This window comes from Sphingobium psychrophilum, assembly GCF_012927105.1.
Classification (GTDB): domain Bacteria; phylum Pseudomonadota; class Alphaproteobacteria; order Sphingomonadales; family Sphingomonadaceae; genus Sphingobium; species Sphingobium psychrophilum.
In genome coordinates this window covers 13,571-38,147 of sequence record NZ_JABBFV010000020.1, presented here as the reverse complement: position 1 = coordinate 38,147, position 24,577 = coordinate 13,571, and the positions used below count along the sequence as shown (strand labels likewise).

The window sequence follows — 24,577 nt, the reverse complement described above, 5'->3', positions numbered from 1 at the left end:
TCAGACAGCCCAGCATCCACAACCGAACACGCCCCAGAACGACTGCGTGTCTGCCGCGGGGACGTTGGCTCCTAAAGCGGCCGCATGATCATGCCCGTGGATGCCGCACGATGACGCGCATCCGCAGGCCGACGCCATTTTACGCGCGGTTTCGCTCGCACGGTGATAACCGCCAAAGGTCGCCACTGGCGACCAGTCAGGCATCGGCAACGGCAGCGTGGGCGCGAGCGCGCCGAAATCGCCGTCACCGTGGACCACCGTGCCGCCGAGCATCGTCAGGACGGCTCGCAAGTGGACGATCTCGCTTTCGGGTACGGAGAAGTAGTCGTCCGACAGCAACGCCAGGTCAGCGAGTTGGCCCTTCTTGATCTGGCCTTTTTTGCCGACCTCGTTCGAGAACCAGCTGTTCTTCTCGGTCCACAGCCGCAGCGCCGTCTCGCGGTCGAGCCGGTTCCGCGCGGGATAGAGCGTGAGCCCGCCGACGGTCTTTGATGTGACCAACCACGACAGCGAGACCCAGGGGTTGTAGCTGGCCACGCGGGTAGCGTCGGTGCCTGCGCCCACCGGCAGGCCGGCGTCCATCATCCGCTTGATCGGCGGTGTCGCCTCGGCCGCCTTGGTGCCGTAGCGCTCGACGAAGTATTCGCCCTGGAAGGCCATGCGGTGCTGCACGGCGATTCCACCGCCCAGCGCGGCAATCCGATCGATATTGCGCTCGCTGATCGTCTCGGCATGATCGAAGAACCAGTTGAGCCCCTGGAGAGGAATGTCGCGGTTGACCTTCTCGAACACGTCGAGCGCACGCGATATCGTCTGATCGTAGGTCGCGTGCAGCCGCCAGGGCCAGCGGCGCTCGGCGAGCAGGCGGATCACCGGCTCGAGATCGCCTTCCATTTCGGGTGGCATGTCAGGGCGAGCGACGCGAAAATCTTCGAAGTCGGCCGCGGAGTAGACGAGCATCTCGCCGGCGCCGTTGTGACGATAGGTGTCGTCCCCCTGCCCCGGCTTCACCTGGGTGGACCAGGTCGCGAAGTCCTTCAGCTCCTCCTTCGGCTTTTGGGTGAACAGGTTGTAGGCGATTCGCAAGGTCAGCTCGCCGTCGGCGTGCAGCTTCGCGATGATCTGGTAGTCGTCGGGATAGTTCTGAAAGCCGCCGCCCGCGTCGATCACGCTGGTGACGCCAAGCGAATTCAATTCGCGCATGAAATGACGGGTCGAGTTGAGCTGGTAATCTTCGCGCAACTTAGGGCCCTTGGCGAGGGTCGCATAGAGTATCGCCGCATTGGGCTGGGCCAGCAGCAGTCCGGTCGGATTGCCGGCCGCGTCGCGAACGATCTCGCCGCCAGGTGGGTTCGGGGTATCCTTGGTGTAGCCGACCACTCTCAGCGCCGCGGCGTTGAGCAAGGCGCGGTCGTAGAGGTGGAGGATGAACACCGGCGTTTCGGGCGCAGCGGCGTTGATCTCGTCGAGCGTGGGCAGGCGCTTTTCAGCGAACTGGTGCTCGGTGAAGCCGCCGACCACGCGCACCCACTGTGGCGGCGGGGTGTTCTCGGCCTGGCGCTTGAGCATAGCCATCGCTTCCGAAAGACTGGGCACGCCCTCCCACCGCAGCTCCATGTTGTAGTTCAGCCCGCCGCGGATGACGTGGATGTGGCTGTCGATCAGACCCGGGATCAAGCGGCGGCCCCTCGCGTCGATTACCTGTGCACCCGGCGCGGCCGCGGCGCGGACCTCGGGCTCGGAGCCGACGGCCAGGAACGTGCCGTTCCGGATCGCCACCGCCGTAGCCACCGGATTCTCGCGGTCGAGCGTGGTCACCTTGGCGTTGACGATGATGGTGTCGGAAGCGGTCATGGCGAAGCTTTCTGTCACGGAAAGAAGAGCGGTGGTTGCGGCGCTCGCAAGCGCCTGGCGGCGGGTCAGGTTCATGCGTTGCGCTCCCCCTTGGCGGGCAGTTTGCCCAGCACGTGGTGGGCGCAACCGGTGCAGATGAATCGGGTGAGTTCGACTCGGTCGACGAGCCGGCGGGCGATCGGGGTCACTTGTTCGCCGAGCAGGATTCCGGCCAGTCCGACCAGCGCGATGATCGGCGGCGCCGGCGATCGCACGCCGAGCAGGCTGTAGACCACTCCCACCAGCAGGCCGGCGCCGAGCGAAAAGAGATAGGGTTTCATAGGTCAGCTTCCTTCGGCAAGGGGTGTCATGTCGCGTCCGTCGAGACGCGCGCGCAAATGCTGGTTTTCGGTTTCGAGTGCGGCGAGCCGGTCGCGCAGTATCTGCGTCCCAGCCGCAACCTCCGCCTCGGTAAACCGCGGCACGATGTGCTGCGGGCAGTTCCAGTCGAACGCCTTGAGGTGGATGCGGAAAAACCGTTCCACTCTGGCGCCATAGGCTTCGTCCGCTACCGCTGCGGACAGGTCCGGATCCGCATCGAGCGCCACCGTCTCCGCGGTCGCGTAGATCTTCAGCCGCGCCTTGCGCGGATAATCCATCAGGAACAGGCAGACCCGGTCTTCCGCCGCGACATTTCCGGTGGTGATGTACTGACGGTTGCCGCGATAGTCGGCGAAGGCGAGGGTCCGGTCGTCAAGTACCTTAAGAAAGCCGGCGGGGCCGCCGCGGTGCTGCACGTAGGGCCAACCCGTTTCGGAAACCGAGGCCATGTAGAAGCTGTCGCGCCGCGCGATGAACTCTTGCTCGCGCGGACCGAAGAGGCCGAATTCCCGGTGCCCCGCGAAGCCGGACCAGAGGTGATCGGCACCCATTTCGGCTTGCGCCCGGCGAACGCTGGGAGTGATCGCGATGTCCATGAAGCCATAGGGCATTTTCGTTTCTCGCTTTCTATCGGTTCGCGTTCGCCGGGCGGTATTGCCCGATCGTGGTCAATTAGACTGCCGAGCCGCCTGCTGCGCGCGGGCATAACTTTCCGCCACGGCGGCATAGTTTGGCGCGACCAAGCCGTAGAGCACGCCGAGCTCGGCCGCTTCGGGGCGGGCCCAGGTGCGATGGAGTTCGGACAGCAGAGCGTTGGTGGTCGTCGGGATCACGTCGCCCTGGACGAACCGGGCAAGAGAGGTGCGTGATGCCATCTCGCTCGGATCGCCCGAGGCATCGATCACGGCGTAGACGTCGTAGCCTGCGGCGCGGGCGTCGAGCGCCGGGAACATCACGCAGACGCTCGTCCACACGCCAGCCATGATCAGGGTCTTGCGTCCCGTGGCGGCGACAGTGCTGACGAAGTCGTTATTGTCCCAGGCGTTTACTTCGCCCTTGCGCGGCACATAGACCGCGTGCGGGGCATATTGCTCGATCTCGGGCATCAGCGGCCCATTGGTGCCATTCGGCTCAGAGGCGGTGGTGATCACCGGGATGTCGAGAAGGGTCGCAAGCCTCGCGATCATCTCGACGTTGCGGCGCAGATCGGCGACCGAGATGTCCTTGACGGTCTGAAACAGGCCCGATTGGTGATCGAGCAGCAGGATCAGCGCGTCGGATGGATCGAGCAGGGCAACGCCGCCGCCAGAGGGCAGGATGCTGGTCTTGGTGTGCTTGACGGTCATGGTCATTCTCCTTGGTTGGATTGGGGGCCGTTTGAGAGGGCTCGTGCGAGAAAATCGCGCAATACGGGGATCATTTCGTCCGCCCTCTCCTCAAGCGCGAAATGGCCGGTGTCGAATAGGCGAAGCTCGGCTGCGGGCAGGTCGCGCAGATAGGCCTGCGCGCCGGCCGTCAGGAAAATGGGATCATTGGCTCCCCACAGAATCAATGCGGGCGGCTGGTGCTGCCGGAAGTAGGCATGGATCGCCGGGTAGAGGGCCACGTTGGTCCGATAATCGTAGATGATGTCCAGCTGGATCTCGGCGGCGCCTGGTCGGTCGAGAAACAGCTGATCGTGCAGCCAGGCGGCCGGGTCGATCCTGGCCGGATCGCGCGCGCCGGTCAGGTACTGGAACTGTGTGCCTTCCAGCGAGAGAAATGGGCGCATGCCATCGCGATTGCCGGCACCGTTGTCGGCCCAATAGGCGCGCGTCTGATTCCAGAACGCGCCCATTCCATCTTCGTAGGCATTGCCGTTCTGGATGATGAGGGCGGATACGCTGTCAGGGTGCGCCAGGGCCAGCCTAAATCCCGTCGGCGCGCCATAATCCATCACGTAGAGCGCGTAGCGCGTCACTTCGAGTTGCTCGAGGAAGGCGGCGACGACTTCGGCAAAATTCGCGAAGGTGTAGGCAAACCGGTCGGGCAGCGGCATGGCCGACAGCCCGAACCCCGGCAGGTCTGGCGCGACGACGTGGTACCGGTCGGCCAGTTCCGGAATGAGGTTGCGGAACATGTGCGATGAGCTGGGAAAGCCATGCAGCAGGACGATGACCGGCGCCCCTTTCTCACCGGCTTCGCGGTAGAAAATCTCGGTCCCAGCGACGGAGACCGTGCGGTGGAAAGTGGCTGACCGGGTCATCGGTATCCTCCCCTCAGACCGACGCAGCGGCGGCGGCGATAAAGTCCGCAACCTTCGCCGGCTGCGAGAGCATGACGGCGTGGCTCGCCGTGACTTCGGTGATCGGCGCAGCGGCGCGCTGGGCCATCTGACGCTGGGCACGTGGCGGGATCATTTGGTCCGCGGCGGCGACAAGGTAGGTCGACGGCTTCGATCTCCAGGCCGCTGTCGCTAGGGGAGTGCCGACGGCTTCGAGACCCCAAGGCAGCTGCGCGGCGGCCATGAACCGGGTTGTCCGCGCTTCGACATCCGCGGCGAAGGCTTGCGGAAACCCAACCGGATCGACGATCAGGAATCCTTTGGAGGCGGGGATCACCGGAGCCGGGACCTCGCCGTCCTCCAGCGGCCCTGCCGTCAGCGTGCCGATCGACTCGCCGGCATCGGGAACGAATGCGGCGACATAGGCCAGCGCGGCGACTTTGGGATCGGTCCCGGCGACTGTGATGATCGCGCCGCCGTAGCTGTGTCCGACCAGTAAGACCGGTCCGCTGGCAGCGGCGATGGCCTGCTTGACCACCGCGACGTCGCCATCGAGCGACAGGGTCGGGTGCTGGGTGACCAGAACCTCGAAGCCGCGGGCGGAAAGATTGGTATAGACATCTTGCCAACCCGAAGCGTCGACGAACGCACCGTGGACGAGGACAATCGAAAGGGGCGGCGAGCCAATTGCCTGGCCGCCCGTTGCAGAGCCATTCATGGGATATTCCTTCAGGGTTTGTCCGGAGCCCGAAGGCTCCGGACGCGGGGGGTCACTTGCAGACCTTGCGGTCGAGGAAGCCGCGGATCAGCGGGGCCATCACGTCGAGCTTGTCCTCGAGCGCGAAATGGCCACTGTCGAGGATGTGCATCTCGGCCTCAGGCAGGTCGCGCAGGTAGGGAGGCGCACCGGCTTCGGGAAAGATCTTGTCGTTCTTGCCCCAGACGATCAGCGTCGGCGGCCGGAACTTGCGGAAGAACTCCTGGAATTGTGGGTAGAGCGGAACGTTCGACCCGTAGTCGCCGAGCATGTCGAGTTGGATGTCGCGATTGCCGGGGCGATCGAGCAGCGCCTGATCCTGCACCCAGTTGTCGGGACTGATGCGCGCGACATCGCCCATGCCGTCGGTGTACTGAAATTTCGTAATGGCGAGCGTGACCAGGCCATTCAGTGCGTCCCGATTCTTTTGCGAACGATCGTGCCAATAGACCTTGATCGGATCCCAGAACGGCGACTGCAGGCCTTCGTTGTAGGCGTTCCCGTTCTGCACGATCAGACCGCTGACGCGTTCGGGATGCTTGAGCGCCAGTCGGTAACCGATGGGGGCACCGTAATCCATGACGTACATGGCGTAACGCTGGGCGCCCAGCCTCGTCACAAGCTTGTCGACGATGTCGGCTTGGTTGGCGAAGGTGTACGAGAACGACTTGTGGTCGGGTGCGTCGCTCTGGCCATAGCCCGGATAATCGGGCGCGATCACCCGGTAGCGATCCGCAAGCAGCGGGATCAGGTTGCGAAACATGTGCGACGAGGTCGGGAAACCATGCAGCAGGAGGAGCACGGGGCCATCGGCCGGTCCGGCTTCGCGGTAGAACACTTTCACGCCGTCGATCGTGGTGCTCTTGTAGTGGATGACAGGCACCGATGCCGCAGCCTGGGCCGGAGCGCATTGCGCATGGACGGCAACCGGGGCCGTGGCTGCGAGGATGGCCAGCGCGCTGACGAGGTGTCGTTTTTTCATGATCCTTGCCTTTCGAACATGGTGCCGAGGGACATCAGCGCCGTGGACAAAGGGCTACTACCGAGCGGGTTCGAGGAAGGGATAAATAGGGGTAAATTTATGGAAATTAGCCGCTATCTATCTGAATACAGCTATTCTTTTATATCGGACTCATGGATCAGCCCACTTTGACTCAAATGAGATTGCGAGAACGGCTGATCCTACTGACACGCGATGGCGGATCTTCAAATTCGATCGCTCGCCGCGACACTGTGAACCGCGTGGTGTGGGAAGCTATCGGCGTTGAGTCGCTATCGCATCTCACCGCCCTGGTTCCGCCACTGGCAGACGGCTCACTCTTCGTCGTACCCCCGGGCCAGATGGACAAACATCGTGTGTCTGCTCCCGAAAAAACCTGCCCTCTGAGGCATGGACTGGGAACGACAGCAAAGTCCCAGAACGCGGCGATCGATTTGAACGAAGCCGACGACCCGGCATACTCAGCAGCAGGAGATCAACATACGCCTTTCTTTCGCCGAGCGCGAACGGCGCCTCTTCCAAAAATCTTCCGTTCGGGTCAGATAGATTTGCCGGTCCGCTCTTCCTGTCAGTGGCCACGAGTAGATACAAAAGGGTCCGGCGGCGTGCTGGTGGCTAGATTTGCTTTGGCACGAGCAACGCCAGAACTGCGAAGCTGGTGAGCCAGTGCTCTCCCATATAATTACCAGCCACATGCGGCAGCGTTGCATCAAGATGTTCGTCCGCCAAAAGCATCAGCGCCTTTTGCGTTCCCTCATCGTCAAGCGCATCTGCGATAATGCGAAGACACCAAGCGCGGCTGAGATTGAGACCATCGAGATGAGCGATCTTTCCATCGGTGCGGTCGGAGACGAGCGCAGGGCGGCATTCGTTCTCAAGCCAGCCATTGGCAATCACCAGGGCTCGGAACCAGGGAGCAAAAGTCCGCTTCGACCGAGTCTCGGTCATCAATAGTGCCGCAGTGAGAACGGGAGAGAGAAATTCGTCGCCACCCGGCTCCCAACCGCGATAATCGGCACGGTTACCAAAGGCTCGCTCTGCCCACGCGTCGATCAAGGTCACCATTGCCTCGTCGCGACCCAACGCCCAACGTCGTGCTAGGATCAGCGCAAAAGCCGTATTGAAATGTGTTCCCACGGTAATCGGGTAAGTCAGTATCCTAAGGTAATCGCAAAGGCGCGCCGCGAAAGCCAGTGCCAAGGGTTCAAGACGAACAGACCATTCGCGATCATCGTGCCGCTCAGCCTCAAGATGCAGATATAGCAGCCAACTCCATCCGTAGGGCCTCTCGAAGCCGCGCGACATCGGCCTGTCGAGATAGGCCAACTCCACCGCGAGCTTGGCATCGGTAAAGGTTTCGTCGGCTAGCGCCTCGATTGGCACAGCTTCGGCCATGCCGGGATATTGCCGCCTTAAAGTCAGCAAGGTCCACCAGCCGTGCACGCAGCTGTGCCAGTCAAAGCTGCCGAAGAAAACCGGGTGGGCCATGCGCGGGGCGCGGACGTCCTGGTCGCTCTCGAAGACATGGTCGTCCTTGTAGGGATAGGGCCGCGTCACATGGCCAAGCGCTATCCTTGCGAAATTGCGGGCAATATCTTCGGTCAATTCCACAACAGGAAAGCCCCTACATAAATGATGACAATATTGCAGACCAGCAGCGGAAGAGCGGTCCCGATCTGTTGGCGGATCACCCCATGCTGATCTTTCAGCGCAAGCAGCGCGGCGGGAACGATGTTGAAGTTAGCCGCCATCGGGGTCAACAGCGTTCCGCAAAAGCCGGCGAGCATGCCAACTGCGCCAATCACCGCTGGGTTGCCGCCATATTGCTGGACCAGGAGCGGAATTCCGATCGCCGCTGCCATGACCGGAAAGGCAGCAAAGGCATTGCCCATAATCACCGTGAACAACGCCATGCCCAGCGCAAAGACGACAACTGTCAGAAAAACGCTACCGCGAGGTATGATATCACCTGCAAGGCTACCAATAATTTCGCCAACGCCCGCCAGCGCGAACACCGCACCGAGCGCGGCCAACATCTGCGGCAGGATCGCCGCCCAGCCGATCGAATCGAGCAGCCGCCGCCCCTCCTCGGCCGGAGCGAGCAGCGGCGGGCGCAGCCACGCGATAGCGCTCATCAGCGCCGCCACTACGCCCACCCCGAACAGGATCAGCGTTTCGCGCCGCGCCTCGAACAATCCGGTCTCGCTAAAAGGCGTGTAATTGTAGAGCAGCGTCCCCGCGACAGCGATCAGCGGTACCACCAGGGCTGGCAGGAACAACCGGTTGCCAAGCCGCTCCGACAGCAGCTGCCGTTCCTGGGGCGTGGTCGTCGGCGGATCGCTCCGCGTCAGCCCGCCACCCCCCGCAATCGCCACCATCGCCAGCACCAATAGTCCGTTCATGAGATCGGAGACATGGCTGCCCAGCAGGAAGCTCGCGGCCAGCAGCGCCCAGAACCCGGCGTTGCCCCAGCGCCGTTCACGCACGCTGAGCAGCGCCCAAAGCGCGAAGGCCGCGCCCGCCAGCGCGTAAAGCCATTCGTAGGTGATCATGGGCGTGCCCTCCCCAACCGGCGGTCGAAAGCGAGGATGCGGCCGCCGTGGATCACAAAGGCGCAGATGGCCGTGGGGATTGCCCAGATGGAAAGTTGCAACGGGGTCATGGGGTAGCCCGCGCTCTCGAACACGCCCTGGATAAGCAGGATCGAGGCAATCGCGAAAAAAATGTCTTCGCCAAAAAACAGGCCTACATTGTCGGTCGCAGCCGCCATGGCCTTGATCTTGTCGCGGTCCTCCTCAGATAGATCGCCATGGTTCTTGATCGCCGCCGCCTCCGCCATAGGTGCCACCAAGGGGCGCACGGCCTGCGGATGCCCGCCAATATCCTTCATGCCGAGCGCTGAGGTGAGTTGGCGAAGGGCAAGATAAGCGACCAGCAACCGGCCCATGGTCGCGCCACGCATTCCTTCGATCACCGCGCGGGCGCGTTGCTGCAACCCATTCCGTTCCAGCAGGCCTATCACCGGAAGAATGATCCATGTGACAGTGATGTAGCGATTGTCATTAAAGGCTTTGCCCAGCGCTTTGATCACAGCAACAAGATCGAACCCGGCGAGCACACCAGTCGCCAGCGCCGCACCCACCACCACCATCAGCGGATTGAACCGCAACGCAAAACCAACAACGACGATCGCAATTCCAAGGAGTGGCCAATAGCTCATTGAGACACCTTCCCAAATCCGCCGCCACCGGGGGTGAGAATTACAAAACAATCACCCGGTTGCATATGCGCCGACGCTGTCGCCCCGAGCTCCTCACGCGATCCGTCCGCCCTCTCCACCCAGTTCCGGCCAGCCAGTGCATCTTCGCCTCCGCATATCCCGCTTGGCGCAATCCGGCGGCGATTGGCAAGTATGTTGGCACGCATCGGTTCAAGGAAGGTCACGCGCCGTTCGACACCGTCGCCGCCGCAATGCAAACCCACCCCGCCCGAACCATGGCGGATTGCAAACCGCTCGATCCGCACGGGCAGCCGCGTTTCCAGTATCTCCGGGTCGGTAAGACGGCTGTTGGTCATATGCGTCTGCACCGCGCTCGTCCCGTCGTGATCGGGACCCGCGCCCGAACCGCCACAGATCGTCTCGTAATATTGGTGATATTCATTACCGAACGTGAAGTTGTTCATCGTCCCCTGACTCGGCGCAAGGCGGCGGCAAGCGGCGAACAGTGCATCGGTGACCACCTGACTGGTTTCCACATTCCCGGCGACCACGGCTGCGCCGGGCTTCGGGTTCAACATCGAGCCTTCTGGCACAATCAGTTCGACCGGGCGCAGGCAGCCATCGTTCATCGGAATCGCATCGTCGATCAGCGTGCGCAGCACGTAGAGCGCGGCAGCGCGGGTAATCGCGTGCGGCGCATTGAAATTGTCCGGCAATTGGTTGCTGGTGCCAGTAAAGTCGAACACCGCCGAGCGGCTTGCGCGGTCGATGCGGATGGCGACCTTCACTGTCCCGCCATTGTCCATTTCATAGGCAAAGCTGCCATCTTCAAGCCGATCGATCAGCCGCCGCACGCTTTCTTCGGCATTGGCCAGAACATGATCCATATAGGCCGCCATCACGTCTGGACCATGATCCGCTGCTGCGCCCTGCAGCAGCTCCGCGCCACGCGTGCAGGCGGCAAGCTGGGCGCGCAGATCGGACAGGTTGCGGTCGGGATTGCGGGCCGGGAATGTCGCTGCCGCCAGCAATTTGCGCATTTCCGCTTCGCAAAACTGCCCTTCGTCAACCAGCAAGCCATTGTCGATCAGGACACCCTCTTCCTCAATTGTCCGACTTTCCGGCGGCATGGATCCGGGCGCGATCCCGCCAATATCGGCATGGTGCCCGCGCGCTGCAACAAAAGCATCGGGTTCGCTCGCCTCTTCGCTGTAGAACACGGGCACGATCACCGTGATATCGGGTAGGTGCGTGCCGCCACGATAGGGATCATTGAGCACATAAGCATCGCCGCGCCGAAACCCGCGCCTGTCGCGCCCGCTCCCACGCGCATCGATCACCCGCACAATGCTTTCGCCCATGCTGCCAAGATGCACCGGAATGTGCGGCGCATTGGCGATCAACGCCCCACTGCGATCGAAAAGCGCGCAGGAGAAATCAAGCCGTTCCTTGATGTTGACCGAGGTGGCGGTGGATTGCAGTACCACGCCCATTTCCTCGGCGATGGCCATGAACAGGTTGTTGAAAATCTCGAGCCGGACCGGATTGACATCCGTTCCCGCTGCGCGCTCGCGCTCCAGCGGCGCGCAGCGGGTCAGGATCAGGCTGCCATCATCGGCCAACCGCGCCTGCCAGCCTTCCTCGACCACAGTGGTTGACCCAGGGTCGATGACCAGCAGTGGCCCCGCCTCGCATTTTCCTGCATCGAAGGCGCGACGCGAAAGAGCCCTCCAAGCTCCGGGCATTATGGCATCGACATGCGCCAAAGTGTGGGGCAGCTCAACCAATGTTGTCAGCCCACCCGCCTGCCCGCTGGCCTCGACGCTCAGTGCCTCCACCATGATTGTCGCCTCCGCGTCGGAATAACCGAAGCGTTGGCGGTGCAACTTGCGGAAGGCTCCATCCATAGCCTCTGGATCGGCGCACGCTATGGCTAGCTGACTGTCACTGCCAGCAAAGCGCAGCCTTGCGCGGCTGTCGATCCGGATCGCGTCGGCAGCGATGCCCTGATCAAGGAGCTCCTGCCGCGCCTGTTCCTCAAGCGCAGCCAGTTCACGAGCGAAGCTTTCGTCCAGCGGCCGCACGAGGCTGACCTCGCGGATGACCTTCACCGGCGCAAGTCCTATGCCATAGGCCGAGAGCATCCCTGCAAGCGGATGGACCAACACCGTCTCCATCCCCAGCGCATCGGCGACCTTGCAGGCATGCTGTCCGCCCGCTCCGCCAAAGCAAGCGAGCGCATAGGCCGTCACATCATGCCCGCGCGCGACCGAGATTTTGCGGATGGCGTTGGCCATATTGTCCACCGCGATGGCAAGGAAGCCCTCGGCAATCACTTCAAGCGGCTTTGGTTCGGACAGCATTGCGGCAACCTCTTCCAGCCGCCCTCGTGCCGCCACCGAATCAAGCGGGGCATCGCCCTGTGGACCGAACACGGCCGGGAAGAACGCAGGATCGAGGCGACCCAGGAAAAGATTACAGTCGGTCACGGTTAGCGGTCCGCCCTTGCGGTAGCAGGCAGGGCCAGGGTCCGCCCCGGCGCTTTCCGGCCCGACCCTGAAGCGAGCGCCGTCAAAGCGGCAGATCGACCCGCCACCCGCCGCGACTGTGTGGATCTGCATCATCGGTGCCGCGACCCGCACCCCCGCAACCACGCTGTCGCCGGTCAGTTCATATTCGCCGGCATAATGTGCAACATCGGTGCTCGTGCCGCCCATGTCGAAGCCAATCAGCCGGGTATGGCCCAGTGGTGCGCTCGCCGCGATCATGCCGACCACGCCGCCAGCGGGGCCGGACAGGATAGCATCCTTGCCGCGAAACGCGCCCACTTCCGCTAGCCCGCCGTTCGACTGCATGAAACGCAGGCTCCCGGTCGCGGGGAGGCTGGCCTCGAGCACATCGGTGTAGCGCCGCAGCACCGGCGAAAGATAGGCATCGACCACCGTCGTATCGCCGCGCGGGATGAGACGGATGAGCGGTGCCACCTCGTGACTGACGCTAACTTGCGTAAAGCCGATATCGCGCGCCATCCACGCAAGCCGCGCCTCGTGGTCCCGGTGCTTCCACCCGTGCATCAGGATAATCGCAAGAGTATCGAAGCCGTCGGCACGCAGGGCGTCAAGTTGCTGCCGAACCTGCGCGTCGTCGAGCGGCCGCAGAACTTTGCCATCAACCCCGACCCGCTCATCGATCTCGACCACCCTGGCAGGCAGTTGCTCGGGCAGCATAATGTGACGGGCAAAAATATCGGGTCGCGCCTGCGTGGCGATCTGCAATGCATCACCGAAGCCGCGCGTGATGGCCAGCGCCAACCGTTCCCCCTTCCGTTCGAGCAGCGCATTGGTCGCCACCGTTGTGCCGATACGCAGCTCAGCAATCGGTCCTTTGCCATACCGCAGCATCAGGCGCCGCACGCCTTCGCTGGCGGCATCTGAATAAAATCCCGGGTTTTGGGACAGCAGCTTCTCGGTCACTAGCTTCCCTTCAGGGGTCGTCGCAACGATATCGGTGAAAGTACCGCCACGATCTACCGCAAAGCGCCAAGCCTTCATTCTGCTACTCTCTCTCAATCATGGCCTACGAACTAGGCCGCCGCCATCAGCTTTGTCCAGACTTGGGGCGTCTAGTGGATGTCCGCTTCAGGTGTCGCAATTGCCGGAATCGGCCTTTAAAATCGCCAAAGTCACGGGACTTGCCGTTCGGCAAACGGCCCAGAAGGCGTCACACAAGTCGATGTGGCTTTGCATCGCACGTGCGGGCAAGGCGGGCGTGGAATTAGGTGCAAGACAAGGAGCAGCGGCAGACGTCAAAGAGTTGACGACCGGTGGTGGGCAAATGGGGGTATTCTGCCTCGCTTTCCCATCCGCATCCGGCTAGCTTTGTTTTCAACAAGAAGGCGGCTGACAAGCCTGCCCGTTCATTCGAGACGCCATGGAGCACATGATGCGGGCCCTTATCCTTTCATTGCTGCTAGCAAGCGGTGCCGCAGGAGCAGTTGCGGCGCAAACCCCTCGTCCTGAGGACATTGTCAAGGCCGAGCCAGTTTCGCTCGCGCCAACACAAGATGGCAAATTCGACATCACCCGTTTCCTGCTTGTACGGAGCCCGCGCGGTGCAGTCCTCTCCGCGGAAGGGACCCACATTGCCTGGATCAGCGACATCACCGGTTCGCCCCAGATCTGGACGATGCCGGTAAGCGGCGGCTTTCCAGACCAACTCACCTACGGATCGGGCGTAGACTGGCTGGAGCCCGGCCCCTCCGGGCATTGGCTGTACGGCGCTGATACCGATGGAGACGAGCGCGTCGGCATGCACCTGCTCACCATCGACGGAAACAAAGAGCGGACAATCGTTGAGAAATCGCCAGCGTTCCGCAGCTTTGGGGCTTGGAGCCGCGACAGGCGCCGCTTCGCCTATTCCTCGACCGAGCGCAACGGTACCGACTTCGACATCTATGTGACGGACGTCGAGACCGGCCAAAGTCGGCGCGTTTATGATGGAAAGGGCGGTTTCTACGCCGCCGCATGGCAGCCAGGTGGTGATTTGATCGCGGTTAGCGAGACCCGCGGGGGTGGTAATAACCTTCACCTGCTCAACGCCGCAACCGGCGAGATGGCAACCGTTTTCGAGCCGAAGACTATCGCTGAATACAGCTCTATCGCATGGAAGCCCGATGGCAGCGGTTTCTATCTTTCGACCAACCAATCCTCAGACTATCACGAGATCGCTTTTTATGATGTAGGCCGGGGTCGGCTCCAAACGATCATCAAGCCAGGCTTCGATATCGGTCAGATCGCGCTCAGCCCCGATGGCCGCTATCTGGTCTGGACCACGATCGAGACTGGGTTCAGCCGTCTGCACGCGCGCGACTTAAGCACCGGCCACGACATCCCTGTGCCAAAACTGCCCTCAGGCACTATGTCTGTCCAGTTCGCTGGGGAGCGGCCAATGCTCCTGATCAGCGCGAACAGCCCGACTACGGCGGGCGAAGTGCTTTCGTGGGATCTGTCCGCAAAGGATGTCGCCGCCCGTGTTCTGGTGCCGACCGATGCGCCCGGGCTCGACCTGTCGCAGATGGTGGTCCCAGAGCCAGTCCGCTTCGCCGCGCGTGACGGGGCACCGCTCACGGGGCTCCTGTATTTGCCGACGACATCGCCCGACGGCCGCAAGCCGCCAGTGTTCATGCGTATCCATGGCGGCCCCAGTGCTTATGCGACGCCAAGCTTTTCGGCGGACATCCAATATTATGTCGCCCGCGGCATTGCGGTACTCGACTTCAACTATCGCGGTTCGACGGGCCAAGGGAAGACGTTCGAGCAGTTGAATGACCGTGAGAAGAAGGTCGACGAGGTCGGAGATCTGGCCGACGCGGCGGAATGGTTGCGCAAGTCGGGTCAGGTCGATGGCACCCGTATCGCGGTCGGTGGCGGCTCTTATGGCGGCTATCTCACCAACCAGGCGCTTGGCACATATCCCGACATGTTCGTGGCCGGCGTTTCTATCGTGGGTGTATCGGACTGGGTAACAGCGCTTGAGCAAGCCAGCCCCGGACTGAAGGCCGCTGACAAGCTTGAATTCGGTGACATCGCAGATCCCAAGGTCCGCGCCTTCTTTGCCAAGCTGTCGCCGATCAATAACGTAGCCAAGATTACCACGCCGATGCTGGTCATGCACGGAGCGAACGACCCGCGAGATCCGGTCGCCGAGAGCGACCGTTTGGTGGAGGGCATTCGAGCAAGTGGTGGAACCGTCACCTATCTGCGCTTCCCGGACGAAGGACATGGTATCGCCCGCCTTGCCAATCGCGTTCACGGGTATCGCCGCATCGCCGCCTTCCTTGAAGATCGCTTCGGTTTGAGTCGCTGATCAGCCAGTGACAATTTTGCGCTGCCGCCGCCAAGCAGAAAAGCGTCTTGCTTGGCTTGGACACGGCGCAGCAGCCTCCTTGCGGCCCGGCGCTCGTTACGATGCAGTCCCCTTACCCTCAACCGCAAGAGTACCTATCCGTTCGGCCACTTTGCGCGGTGCGCGCTCACCATGCTGCTTCATCAGCATGGACACCGCCCCCCACAAAAGCTGGTCGTGCGTCATGCCAGGGTGATCCGTTCGACCGCAATCAGATCAAAACCATCGCGCACGCCGATGATGGCAACGCGCTTGCCCAACAGAGGTCGCCAGGCCTTGGTGATCTCCAGTCGCCACTCGCCTCCATCGGCTACACGCAGCACCGGATAGAAGTCGCCTTCCAGAAGAAGGCCGGTCAGTTCATGGCGCGTTCCTCTCGGCATCAGCGGCACTGCCCGCGTGCATAACGATCCCATCGCAGGACAGTGCCGGACCTGATCATGGCGCAGCTTATGTCGCCCGTGCCTGGCAGCGTACACCATGCCGCCGTGCGACCGCCCCGCGCCGATCCATTCGACACGCAGCGCATGGCCGACGCCGATACAAGAATATGGCCGGTCCGCGCCTTGCCTTTCGCGCCGCCCAGCAGGCGCACCAGCCGGTCCCGTGCTGCAATAGCCGATGCCTTGGGACAGGGGTGCCCCTGTTTGCATGTGCCGTCCATCTCGCGTGCGGCGATACCGGCCAACCGTATCTTTGGACCTTCCGCACACCAGATTGGGCCGTCCCCGTCCCAGACATGGGTCGGCGTACAAGCAAAGGCCTGCCCGGATGCCAGAACGACTGCTGATAGGGCGGCAAGCATGAGCGTCGTTTCAGCCGTCGGCCAGGATGGTCATGACGCTGTCGAGGCTGCCTTTGACGACGAGATAATTTCCCTTCTCGAAATTGATCGCGCTAGTGCCGTTTTCACCGCGGTAGCGCCGAACGAAACTGACCCGATCGACATTGACGACGACAAAATCGCCGTCCACCGTTTCCAAACGTACAAATCCGTTCATATCTATTCCCGATCGCTCAAACCGAGACGCTAGCGTGGCGGTGCCGGATTGCACAGCCGCTATGCGGTCTATTGCTCAAGATCAGGAAATCGGCAGACTATTCAGCATGGCTGACCCTGTGCATCACGCGGATGTGCCGCAGGCTTTGCGTCACAGGGGCAGCGTCATCTGGCGGATGTCAGGAATATTCGGGGGATGCTCTATAGCTGCAATGACGCTTTGCGCCAATTCCACCGCAGCCTTCTCGCGCAAGCGCTCGTTGGGTGCGGTGAGGGCGACGCGTGCCCAGGCCGGGGCGTGAAGCAGGCTCTGGGCGAGCCAAAGAGAATCAGGGTGGATCATGGTTGCGATCGTAAAGAACATATCAGGAACGATGCAAGAGGCTTGCGATCAAATTGGCGATCGCTAGGCTCCCCGAATGTGCAATCATTATCGAACCGACCCCGACAAGATTCCCAGTTGGCGGGACTATGCAGGGTTCGATATTCGGCAACCCAACGCCGCGTTCGCCACCGACGTCTGGCCCAAAAAGCCTGGCATGATCGTCCGCAACGATGATGGTGTGATCCGAAGCGATGTCATGTCGTGGGGCGTGCCAGCCCACGTCAAAGGCAAGAGCGGAAAGTTGCTGGAAAAGCGCGTCACCAATGTGCGGAATCTCAGCAGCCCATTCTGGAAGTCAATGCTGGCCAATCCTCCGCAGCGTTGCCTCGTACCCTTTTCGACATTCGCAGAACCCAGGATCGGGGAAGGACGCGATGAGTGGTGGTTCAACGTGATCGACCAGCCGATCGCGGCGTTCGCTGGCATATGGCGGCAGAGCGACCATGGTCCGGTCTATGCGTTTCTGACCTGCCAACCCAATGCGCTGGTCGCGCCGCTGCATCCCAAAGCGATGCCGGTCATAGTTGAACCGGCCGACTATCAGGCATGGCTATCGACGGATTATGACCGTGCCTGTGCGATGGCGAGGGCATATCCTGCCGCGCGGATGACCGTTCAAGGGTAGAACATAAAAAGAACAAATGACCGTTTCGGACAATCAGGCTATGCCGGATCGGGTATCTGATTCGTGGCCTATTTGATGTTTGAACCCATACCCATTTGCCTTGCCATGCCCGATCTGCCGCTGCTGCTGGTCAGCCTTCCGGCAGGCTTTCCTTCGCCCGCGCAGGACGACATGGAGGAACCGATCAATCTGGCCGACTGGCTGGTGGAGCATCCGGCTGCAAGCTACATCATGCGCGTCGATGGCTATTCCATGACCGGGGCCGGGATTACCGATGGCGATCTGATCATCGTCAGCAGGGCAAAAAAGCCCATTTCAGGCCATATCGTTGTCGCTATGGTCCATGGCGATCGCACGTTGAAGCGGCTGAAGCGTCGCGACGGGCGCTTCTGGCTTGTTCCGGAAGCCGATGGCTTTCCTGACATCATCGTGGATGAATATGTCGAGATATGGGGCGTGGTCGTCGGACTGGCCCGCAAATACGGATGAGCGCGCCGGTCGCCCTGATTGACTGCAACAATTATTATGTGTCCTGCGAGAGAGCGTTCGATGCCAGCCTAGTTGGTGTCCCGGTCATTATCCTCTCCAACAATGACGGCTGTGCGATTGCCCGTTCGGGTGAAGCCAAGGCTCTGGGCGTCAAAATGGGAGATCCTGTCCATCTCATCCGCGACAAGATCAGGCAGCATGGCATTCGCGTCCTGTCGTCCAACTATGCCCTCTATGGCGATATGCAGCGGCGGGTCGTCGCGGCGATCGAACCATTTGCAAGGGATTTCGAGATTTACTCGATCGACGAGACCTTTGTCGATTTTGCAGGCTTCGAGCATCTGGATCTCGCCGCGCATAGCCGTGCCATGTGCGCGCAGGTCCGGCAGTGGACCACCATACCCACCTGTGTGGGCATCGCTTCGACCAAGACGCTCGCAAAGCTGGCGAATGCGGCGGCGAAGAAAAACCCGACATTTGATGGCGTCGCCGATCTGCGCGACGAAGACTTATGCCGTTGGGTGCTCGACCAGTTCGACGTGGACGATGTATGGGGCGTCGGCAGGGCGACGGCGGCCAAACTTGCAGGCCTGGATATCTGCACTGCCGGGCAGTTGCGCGACATGGCCCTCAAGCAGGCCCGCGCCATCGGCGGTGTCGTGCTGGAACGGCTGGTCGCTGAATTGCGCGGTGTTCCGGCGTGCGCCATCGAAACCGTTGAGCCTCAGCGCAAGGGCATGGCTGTCACCCGATCCTTTGGTACGCCTGTCACCGATATGGACATGCTGATGGGCGCCGTTGCCCAATATGCGATGCGGGCGGGAGAAAAGCTGCGGCAGCACGGCCTAGTAGCAGGACGCCTGACGGTATTTTTCCATACCAATCGGCATAAGCAGGACCAGCCGCAATATTCTGCGACGCGGACGCTCAGCATGCAGCCCATGACCAACGATGGCCTCATGCTTCTTGCCTACGCCCGGCGCGGCATAGAGAGCGCTTGGCGAGAGGGCTATGGCATCACCAAGGCGGGCGTCATGCTGGAAGACCTCATCGACGCTGATAGACGACCGCGAACGCTCTTCGAGGACGATAGCGGACGGCGTGATCGGTTGATGGTCGCCATGGATCAGGTCAATATGCGTTTCGGGACATTCGCGGCCGTTCCAGCCAGTCAGGGGTTCAAGCGCGAATGGGCGGCCAGATCGGACAGCAAGTCGCCCAACTACACCACCCGCATTGCCGAGGTGCCCGCCGTAAAGGCGAGATGAGCGAGGTTTGCTGCTGGGGATCCCTCCTTTTCCCGGTCAAGCACCAGCCCCAGCCCCGGCGTCATGATATTGGCCCACGCGACAGAGCCGGAACCACAGCCTTGTTCCAAGCGTCCATGGACCATGGCAACTCCCACTGTGATCGATATTCCCCACACTCTTGGCCGCGATGAGGCCAAACGGCGCATGGAGAGGGGCGTTGGCAAGCTGGCCTCGCACATCCCGGGCGGTGCCGCCACTGTGACCCATTCGTGGCTCAGCGCCGAGCGTCTTGCATTGACGGTCGCGACCATGGGTGTCGAAGTGCCTTGCACCGTCGATGCAGAAGACAATCGGCTGCGGGTAACGCTCCATCTTCCTGGCATGCTCAGCCTGATGTCAGGGCCGATCGCCGCCATAGTAGAGAAGCAGGGCGAACGGCTGATGCTGGCCGACAAGACCGACAGGACGATTTAAGTTCGCCCGCGGGGAGCGAAATGTCATCCGCAGCAATCCGTCTTTCCCTGAAGAGGAAATATCGCCAAGGAATAGCCATGCGCATATTCTCCCTTCTCGCCATCCCATTCCTTCTATGCACACCCGCACAGGCGTGGGGCCCTGTCGGGCATCGCATAACAGGTGCCATTGCCGATGAAAATCTGAGCGGTGTTGCACGTGCCCATGTCCGGCTTCTGCTTGGTGCCGAGGATCTTGCCGAGGCGGCGACCTGGCCCGATGACATGAAGTCCGACCCTGCCGAATATTGGCAGAAGAAGGCTGGCCCGTGGCACTATGTGACGGTGAGGCAAGGGGACAGCTATCAAAGCAAGGACGCGCCGCCAGAGGGCGATGCCATGAGCGCGCTGGATGGTTTTACGGCGACGTTGCGCAATCCCAAATCGTCGATCGAGGACAAGCGGCTGGCCCTCCGCTTCATTGTGCACATCATCGGCGATCTGCATCAGCCATTACACGCGGGCGGTGGGGATGACCGGGGCGGCAATGATGTCAAAGTGAACTGGTTCGGGCGCGCGACCAACCTTCATTCGGTGTGGGACTCAGCGATGATCGAGCAACGCGCCTTATCCTATTCCGAATATGCGCATTGGCTGTCGCGCTTGATCTCGCCCGAGCAGGTGATCGACTGGAGCGATCCTGCGCCTTCGGTCTGGGTTGGTGAGAGCATCGCGCTACGCAAGACGATCTACCCCGCCGACGCCAGCATATCCTGGGACTATGCCTACAAACATCGATCGGAGATGGACGATCGACTGAAGCGCGGAGGCATAAGGATCGCGGTCTACCTCAATTGGGTGTTCGACCCCGGAACCGGCACCGTTCCGGCCAAGCAAACTAAATGACACACCTCCACACATAGTGTGACTGTATCGATGCATCCAGCCAGCGGCTTTGTCATGTCCGACTTCGCCGGGTCTATGGCCGAGCTTGCTCCTGTCCGGCAGCAGTCAACTAATCCAGGTCATCCTACATTGAGCGGGCGCAAGTCCGTTATGTTGTTCGAACATTTCCATGCGCGCGGAGCCCTGCGTCTTCGCCTCTGGTAGCGATCGCTAACGCGGACTTGAGGCGTCGTGCAGAAGTGTATTGAAGGTTTCCACACGACTTCATACTAGCGCCGGATTGGTTTCTTCAATCGCTTCGCGCTCGGCAACCGTGCCCAGCCTCAAATATAAATGTAGATCGTCAAGCATTCGGGTCGCAATGAATTATCGCCATTCCTTCCATGCCGGCAACAGCGCCGATGTCGTCAAGCACAGCCTGCTGATCGCCCTCGTGCGGGCCTTGCAGCAAAAACAGAGCGCGCTGACCCTGATCGACACCCATGCCGGCTGCGGGCTTTACGACCTTGACGGGGAGGATGCCCAACGCACCGGCGAGTCCACGCAGGGCGTGCAGCGGGCTTTTGTCGACTCGAACGCCTTGCTGAACGACTACCGCGCCGTCCTACAAGCGGTAAATGTCGGGACCGAGGCACATTTCTACCCGGGCTCGCCGCGAATTCTGGCGCAGCTTCTTCGGCCGCAGGATTTCCTGATCCTGAACGAAAAACATCCCGAGGATGTCTATACCCTGCGCGGCATGATGCGCGGCACGACCGCTGCCGTACATGAGCGCGACGCTTACGAGCTTTGGCTGGCGATGGTGCCACCCCGCACCGCGCGCGGCGTGGTGCTGGTCGATCCGCCTTATGAGCAGGCAGACGAACGCGAACGCATCACAGCCACACTTGCCGCCGCACACCGCAAATGGGCGCATGGCGTGACGGTGATCTGGTATCCGCTGAAAGACCGCGCCACGCATTGGCGGTGGAGGGAGCAGTTACGCAAACTCGGCATTCCGAAATTGCTGCGGGTGGAGCATTGGTTATACGATGGCGACCAGCCCGGCTTATACAACGGCGCGGGCCTTTATATCGTCAATCCGCCCTACGCCTTCACGCAGGCGCTGCCGCCTCTGCTGGAAGCCCTGCGCGCCGCGCTGGCGCCGAAAGGGCATAGGGGCGAGATCACGACTGATTGGTTGGGCTAGTGGCCAGCCCTCTCGAGCTTTTCCGAGCCAGTCCGACAATGCGCCGGGCTTCTGAACATAGGTTGGGACGAGACTGTTTTTCAACGTCCTGATCGTCTCATTCGTTAATCGGCCCTTTGTCGGATTTGCTATGTCCAGAAGTCATGCCGCTATCTGAACGTCTGATCCGCTTGAGAAGCGGCTGCGATATTCGCCAGGTGCCAAGCCCAATATGCGATGGAACACGCGGCGAAAGGCGGTTGCATCCTCATAGCCGACTGCCCAGGCAATCTGGTCTACAGACCGCCTGGTAAATTCCAGCAGTTCGCGCGCCTTGCCGACGCGCAGGTTCTGCACATACTCAATCGGCTTCATGCCGGTCGCCGCCTTGAACCGGCGCAAGAAGGTGCGCTCCTCCAGCCCCGCCGTTCCTGCCATATCGCCAACGCTGACCGGCCGCTCCGCACGCCCCTGTAGCCAGTGCTGCACCTTCAATATCGCTTCGTCGCCATGCGTAAGGCGCGGCGCAAAGCTGGAAAAATGGCGCTGTTCCCGGCCAGATGCATCAATCAGCAGGAACTTGCCGGTCTCGATCATCACGGTGGGACCCAGCAACCGATCCACGATCCGCATGCCAAGGTCGGTCCAGGCCATGAGGCCACCCGCCGTGATGATATCCCCATCCTCGATCACCATCTTGGCCGTGTCGAGCCTGACGTCGGGAAAGCGATCGCGAAACTGGTCGGCAAACAGCCAGTGGGTTGTGGCGGGTCGGCCCGCCAGCAGGCCCGTGGCCGCGAGCAGGAACGTGCCCCCACAATTTGATGCCAGAACGGTGCCCTGCGCATGGCGGTCCAGCAACCAACGCGCATAGGGCGCTGCCTCGTGCGCGTCGGGCGGGCCCGACAGCCGGCCCGGGCTGATCAGGATCGTCGGCATGCCCGGCTGGTCGGGATGGGTGTCGAACGTCCGAGTGAAAGTGCCGGCCTCGTCGACTGACCAGTGGCTGACGCGCAACGCCTTGCCGCCCCGGTCCAGCGAAAATTGTGATGCGATCACGAATAGATCGGTGACGCCATACACCATGCCGATCTGGCACCCGGGATAAAGGACCAGCCCCACTTCGGCACCCAGGTCAACCGCCGTTCCCGCCCCCACCGCCATGCCTATGCTCCCTTTGTCGGTTTTGACCTGCTTAATGTCGGAACCGCCGCTCCTGGCTGCCGCGCAACGATCCTATTCCTCTGATCACAGGGCGCAACCGCCCCGTTCAACAGGGAGTGCCAACATGAGCAGGATTACGACCAAGGATGGAACCGGGCTCTTTTACAAGGACTGGGGATCGAAGGAGGCCCAGCCGATCCTCTTCTCGCATGGCTGGCCACTGAGCGCCGATGTCTGGGACACGCAGATGGTCTTTTTTGCCGATCAGGGTTTCCGCACGGTCGCCCATGATCGCCGCAGCCATGGTCGTTCGGACCAGGTGTGGGCCAACAACACCATGGATCAATATGCCGACGATTTGGCCGAGCTGATCCAGACGCTGGATCTGCACGACGTGATCCTGGTCGGCCATTCGACCGGCGGCGGGGAAGTGACCCGCTATATCGGCCGTCATGGGACGGCCCGTGTCGCCAAGGTGGCACTGATCGGCGCGGTGCCGCCATTGATGCTCATGACCGAGGCCAATCAGGGCGGTCTGCCGATCGATGCGTTCGATGGCATCCGCGCGGGCACGTTTAACAACCGCAGTCAGTTCTTCAGGGATCTGACGATCCCCTTTTATGGCTATAATCGCGAAGGTGCGGTGATATCCGATGGCATCCGCGATGAATTCTGGCGGCAGGGCATGATGGGCGGCCTCAAGGGACAACTCGACAGCATCCGGGCCTTTTCGGAGAGTGATTTCCATGCCGACTTGGCCAAATTCGATGTGCCAACGCTCGTCCTGCATGGCGACGATGACCAGATCGTGCCGATCGGCGCGTCCGCACTGGAAACGGTCAAAATCGTCAAGGATGCGGTGCTCAAAATCTATCCGGGTGCCGACCACGGCCTGACGCAGACCCATCAGGATCGGTTCAACGCCGATCTGCTCGCCTTCATCCGCAACTGACGCCTCCGTTTCGCACAAAGGATATTCGCCATGAACAATATGTTCCTCATCACCGGCGCTTCCGATGGCATTGGTGCCATCTATGCCGACCGGCTGGCCCGCCGCGGCCACGACCTGATCCTCGTTGCCCGCCGCGCGGACAAGCTGGCGGCCCTGGCGCAGCAGCTGACGTCGCAGACAGGCGTCGCAGTGGAGGTCATCAGCGCGGATCTGTCCAACGCGGACGATCTTGCCCGTATCGAAAACCGACTGCGAACAGACGACCGCATTGTTGGCCTGGTCAACAACGCCGGCATCGCGGGGGAAACCACGCTGGTGGAAGCAGATCCATCCTTCCTGACGGGCATGATCAACCTCAATGTGCTGGCTGTCACCCGCCTGACCGCCGCCATCGCGCCGCGCCTTGTCGGGTTGGGCAGCGGGACGATCATCAACATGACCTCCGTCACGGCGCTGATGCCCGAAGGTTTCACCGCGCTCTATCCAGCAACCAAGGCGTTCGTTCTCGCTTTTACCGAGGCATTGCAGAGCGAACTGGGATCGAAAGGCGTTCGCGTCCAGGCCGTGCTGCCGGGGATAACCCGCACCGCCATCTGGACTCAGGAGCAGCTTGCCAACATCCCGGCCGACATGGTGATGGAAGCCGACGAGATGGTCGACGCCGCTATGAGGGGCCTCGACCTGGGCGAAACGATCACCATTCCAGCCCTACCCGACAGCGCCGATCTTGATGCTTATCTGGCCGCACGCGCGGCGCTGCGGCCCAATCTCTCCCGCAACCATGCCGCCGCCCGCTACCGGGCTTGATGCGGCCCGTCCACAGAAGGG

At 61.7% G+C, this 24,577-nt stretch carries 25 protein-coding genes; 9 read left to right on the top strand and 16 right to left on the bottom strand.

The features are described from left to right. The 11 genes from HHL08_RS20125 to HHL08_RS20075 form a co-directional block, all read right to left on the bottom strand. Positions 1-1,929, bottom strand: coding sequence for an amidohydrolase (locus tag HHL08_RS20125; RefSeq protein ID WP_169574801.1), 1,929 nt, complete (start codon positions 1,927-1,929; stop codon positions 1-3). Then, positions 1,926-2,174 carry a XapX domain-containing protein gene (locus HHL08_RS20120; RefSeq protein WP_169574800.1) on the bottom strand — a complete coding sequence of 83 codons (249 nt, stop codon included), beginning with the start codon at positions 2,172-2,174 and terminating at the stop codon, positions 1,926-1,928. The genes HHL08_RS20125 and HHL08_RS20120 overlap by 4 nt, the downstream gene beginning before the upstream one ends. A gap of 3 nt (positions 2,175-2,177) precedes the next feature. Next, positions 2,178-2,825: a pyridoxamine 5'-phosphate oxidase family protein gene (locus HHL08_RS20115; protein WP_169574799.1), complete on the bottom strand. Its 648-nt coding sequence runs from the start codon at positions 2,823-2,825 to the stop codon at positions 2,178-2,180. 57 nt (positions 2,826-2,882) lie between these two features. Then, entirely contained in the window at positions 2,883-3,560 is a 678-nt protein-coding gene (locus tag HHL08_RS20110; RefSeq protein WP_206378002.1) for an isochorismatase family protein, read from the bottom strand. Positions 3,561-3,562: 2 nt separating this feature from the next. Continuing rightward, the gene (locus HHL08_RS20105; RefSeq protein WP_169574797.1) at positions 3,563-4,459 is read right to left on the bottom strand and encodes an alpha/beta fold hydrolase; all 897 of its coding nucleotides are present in this window, start codon (positions 4,457-4,459) and stop codon (positions 3,563-3,565) included. Positions 4,460-4,472: 13 nt separating this feature from the next. Next, positions 4,473-5,195, bottom strand: coding sequence for an alpha/beta hydrolase (locus HHL08_RS20100; protein WP_169574796.1), 723 nt, complete (start codon positions 5,193-5,195; stop codon positions 4,473-4,475). Between the two features lie 52 nt (positions 5,196-5,247). Further along, positions 5,248-6,216: an alpha/beta fold hydrolase gene (locus HHL08_RS20095; RefSeq protein WP_169574795.1), complete on the bottom strand. Its 969-nt coding sequence runs from the start codon at positions 6,214-6,216 to the stop codon at positions 5,248-5,250. A gap of 633 nt (positions 6,217-6,849) precedes the next feature. After that, positions 6,850-7,845: a DUF2891 domain-containing protein gene (locus HHL08_RS20090; protein ID WP_169574794.1), complete on the bottom strand. Its 996-nt coding sequence runs from the start codon at positions 7,843-7,845 to the stop codon at positions 6,850-6,852. After that, positions 7,836-8,786: a DUF979 domain-containing protein gene (locus HHL08_RS20085; RefSeq protein ID WP_169574793.1), complete on the bottom strand. Its 951-nt coding sequence runs from the start codon at positions 8,784-8,786 to the stop codon at positions 7,836-7,838. Before HHL08_RS20085 ends, HHL08_RS20090 begins: the two co-directional genes overlap by 10 nt. Further along, positions 8,783-9,454, bottom strand: coding sequence for a DUF969 domain-containing protein (locus HHL08_RS20080; RefSeq protein ID WP_169574792.1), 672 nt, complete (start codon positions 9,452-9,454; stop codon positions 8,783-8,785). The genes HHL08_RS20085 and HHL08_RS20080 overlap by 4 nt, the downstream gene beginning before the upstream one ends. Further along, entirely contained in the window at positions 9,451-13,005 is a 3,555-nt protein-coding gene (locus tag HHL08_RS20075; RefSeq protein ID WP_169574791.1) for a hydantoinase B/oxoprolinase family protein, read from the bottom strand. The genes HHL08_RS20080 and HHL08_RS20075 overlap by 4 nt, the downstream gene beginning before the upstream one ends. A gap of 379 nt (positions 13,006-13,384) precedes the next feature. Here HHL08_RS20075 and HHL08_RS20070 point away from each other — a divergent pair, with 379 nt between their 5' ends. After that, positions 13,385-15,319 carry a S9 family peptidase gene (locus HHL08_RS20070; RefSeq protein WP_169574790.1) on the top strand — a complete coding sequence of 645 codons (1,935 nt, stop codon included), beginning with the start codon at positions 13,385-13,387 and terminating at the stop codon, positions 15,317-15,319. A 221-nt stretch (positions 15,320-15,540) separates the two neighbouring features. On the opposite strand, the gene HHL08_RS20065 is transcribed toward HHL08_RS20070, so the two are convergent. The 4 genes from HHL08_RS20065 to HHL08_RS20050 form a co-directional block, all read right to left on the bottom strand. Next, positions 15,541-15,840, bottom strand: a complete 300-nt coding sequence (locus HHL08_RS20065; RefSeq protein ID WP_235955183.1) for a DUF5818 domain-containing protein — start codon at positions 15,838-15,840, stop codon at positions 15,541-15,543. Next, a complete protein-coding gene (locus HHL08_RS25740) occupies positions 15,741-16,163 on the bottom strand; it encodes a thermonuclease family protein (protein ID WP_169574789.1) in 423 nt (140 codons plus the stop codon). Before HHL08_RS25740 ends, HHL08_RS20065 begins: the two co-directional genes overlap by 100 nt. Positions 16,164-16,173: 10 nt before the next feature. Next, positions 16,174-16,359, bottom strand: coding sequence for a hypothetical protein (locus HHL08_RS20055; RefSeq protein WP_169574788.1), 186 nt, complete (start codon positions 16,357-16,359; stop codon positions 16,174-16,176). A 150-nt stretch (positions 16,360-16,509) separates the two neighbouring features. Next, positions 16,510-16,722 carry a DUF6771 family protein gene (locus HHL08_RS20050; protein ID WP_235955182.1) on the bottom strand — a complete coding sequence of 71 codons (213 nt, stop codon included), beginning with the start codon at positions 16,720-16,722 and terminating at the stop codon, positions 16,510-16,512. Positions 16,723-16,777: 55 nt separating this feature from the next. Between HHL08_RS20050 and HHL08_RS20045 the strand changes: the two genes are divergently transcribed. The 6 genes from HHL08_RS20045 (at position 16,778) to HHL08_RS20020 (ending at position 21,654) form a co-directional block, all read left to right on the top strand. Beyond that, entirely contained in the window at positions 16,778-17,368 is a 591-nt protein-coding gene (locus HHL08_RS20045) for an SOS response-associated peptidase family protein (RefSeq protein ID WP_169574787.1), read from the top strand. Between the two features lie 75 nt (positions 17,369-17,443). Further along, complete coding sequence (locus HHL08_RS20040) at positions 17,444-17,857, top strand: LexA family protein (protein ID WP_169574786.1); 414 nt, start codon at positions 17,444-17,446, stop codon at positions 17,855-17,857. Further along, on the top strand, positions 17,854-19,125 hold the full coding sequence (locus HHL08_RS20035) for a Y-family DNA polymerase (protein ID WP_169574785.1): 1,272 nt from the start codon (positions 17,854-17,856) through the stop codon (positions 19,123-19,125). Before HHL08_RS20040 ends, HHL08_RS20035 begins: the two co-directional genes overlap by 4 nt. A gap of 138 nt (positions 19,126-19,263) precedes the next feature. Beyond that, positions 19,264-19,581, top strand: a complete 318-nt coding sequence (locus HHL08_RS20030; protein ID WP_169574784.1) for a polyhydroxyalkanoic acid system family protein — start codon at positions 19,264-19,266, stop codon at positions 19,579-19,581. A gap of 77 nt (positions 19,582-19,658) precedes the next feature. Further along, entirely contained in the window at positions 19,659-20,465 is an 807-nt protein-coding gene (locus tag HHL08_RS20025; RefSeq protein ID WP_169574832.1) for a S1/P1 nuclease, read from the top strand. A 361-nt stretch (positions 20,466-20,826) separates the two neighbouring features. Then, positions 20,827-21,654, top strand: coding sequence for a 23S rRNA (adenine(2030)-N(6))-methyltransferase RlmJ (locus HHL08_RS20020; RefSeq protein ID WP_169574783.1), 828 nt, complete (start codon positions 20,827-20,829; stop codon positions 21,652-21,654). A gap of 141 nt (positions 21,655-21,795) precedes the next feature. Here HHL08_RS20020 and HHL08_RS20015 read toward each other — a convergent pair whose 3' ends face one another. Beyond that, complete coding sequence (locus tag HHL08_RS20015; RefSeq protein ID WP_169574782.1) at positions 21,796-22,797, bottom strand: GlxA family transcriptional regulator; 1,002 nt, start codon at positions 22,795-22,797, stop codon at positions 21,796-21,798. Positions 22,798-22,921: 124 nt separating this feature from the next. On the opposite strand from HHL08_RS20015, the gene HHL08_RS20010 reads away from it, so the two are divergent. Then, positions 22,922-23,749 carry an alpha/beta fold hydrolase gene (locus HHL08_RS20010; protein ID WP_169574781.1) on the top strand — a complete coding sequence of 276 codons (828 nt, stop codon included), beginning with the start codon at positions 22,922-22,924 and terminating at the stop codon, positions 23,747-23,749. A 30-nt stretch (positions 23,750-23,779) separates the two neighbouring features. Continuing rightward, positions 23,780-24,556, top strand: a complete 777-nt coding sequence (locus HHL08_RS20005; RefSeq protein WP_169574780.1) for an SDR family NAD(P)-dependent oxidoreductase — start codon at positions 23,780-23,782, stop codon at positions 24,554-24,556. Positions 24,557-24,577: the final 21 nt, after the last annotated feature.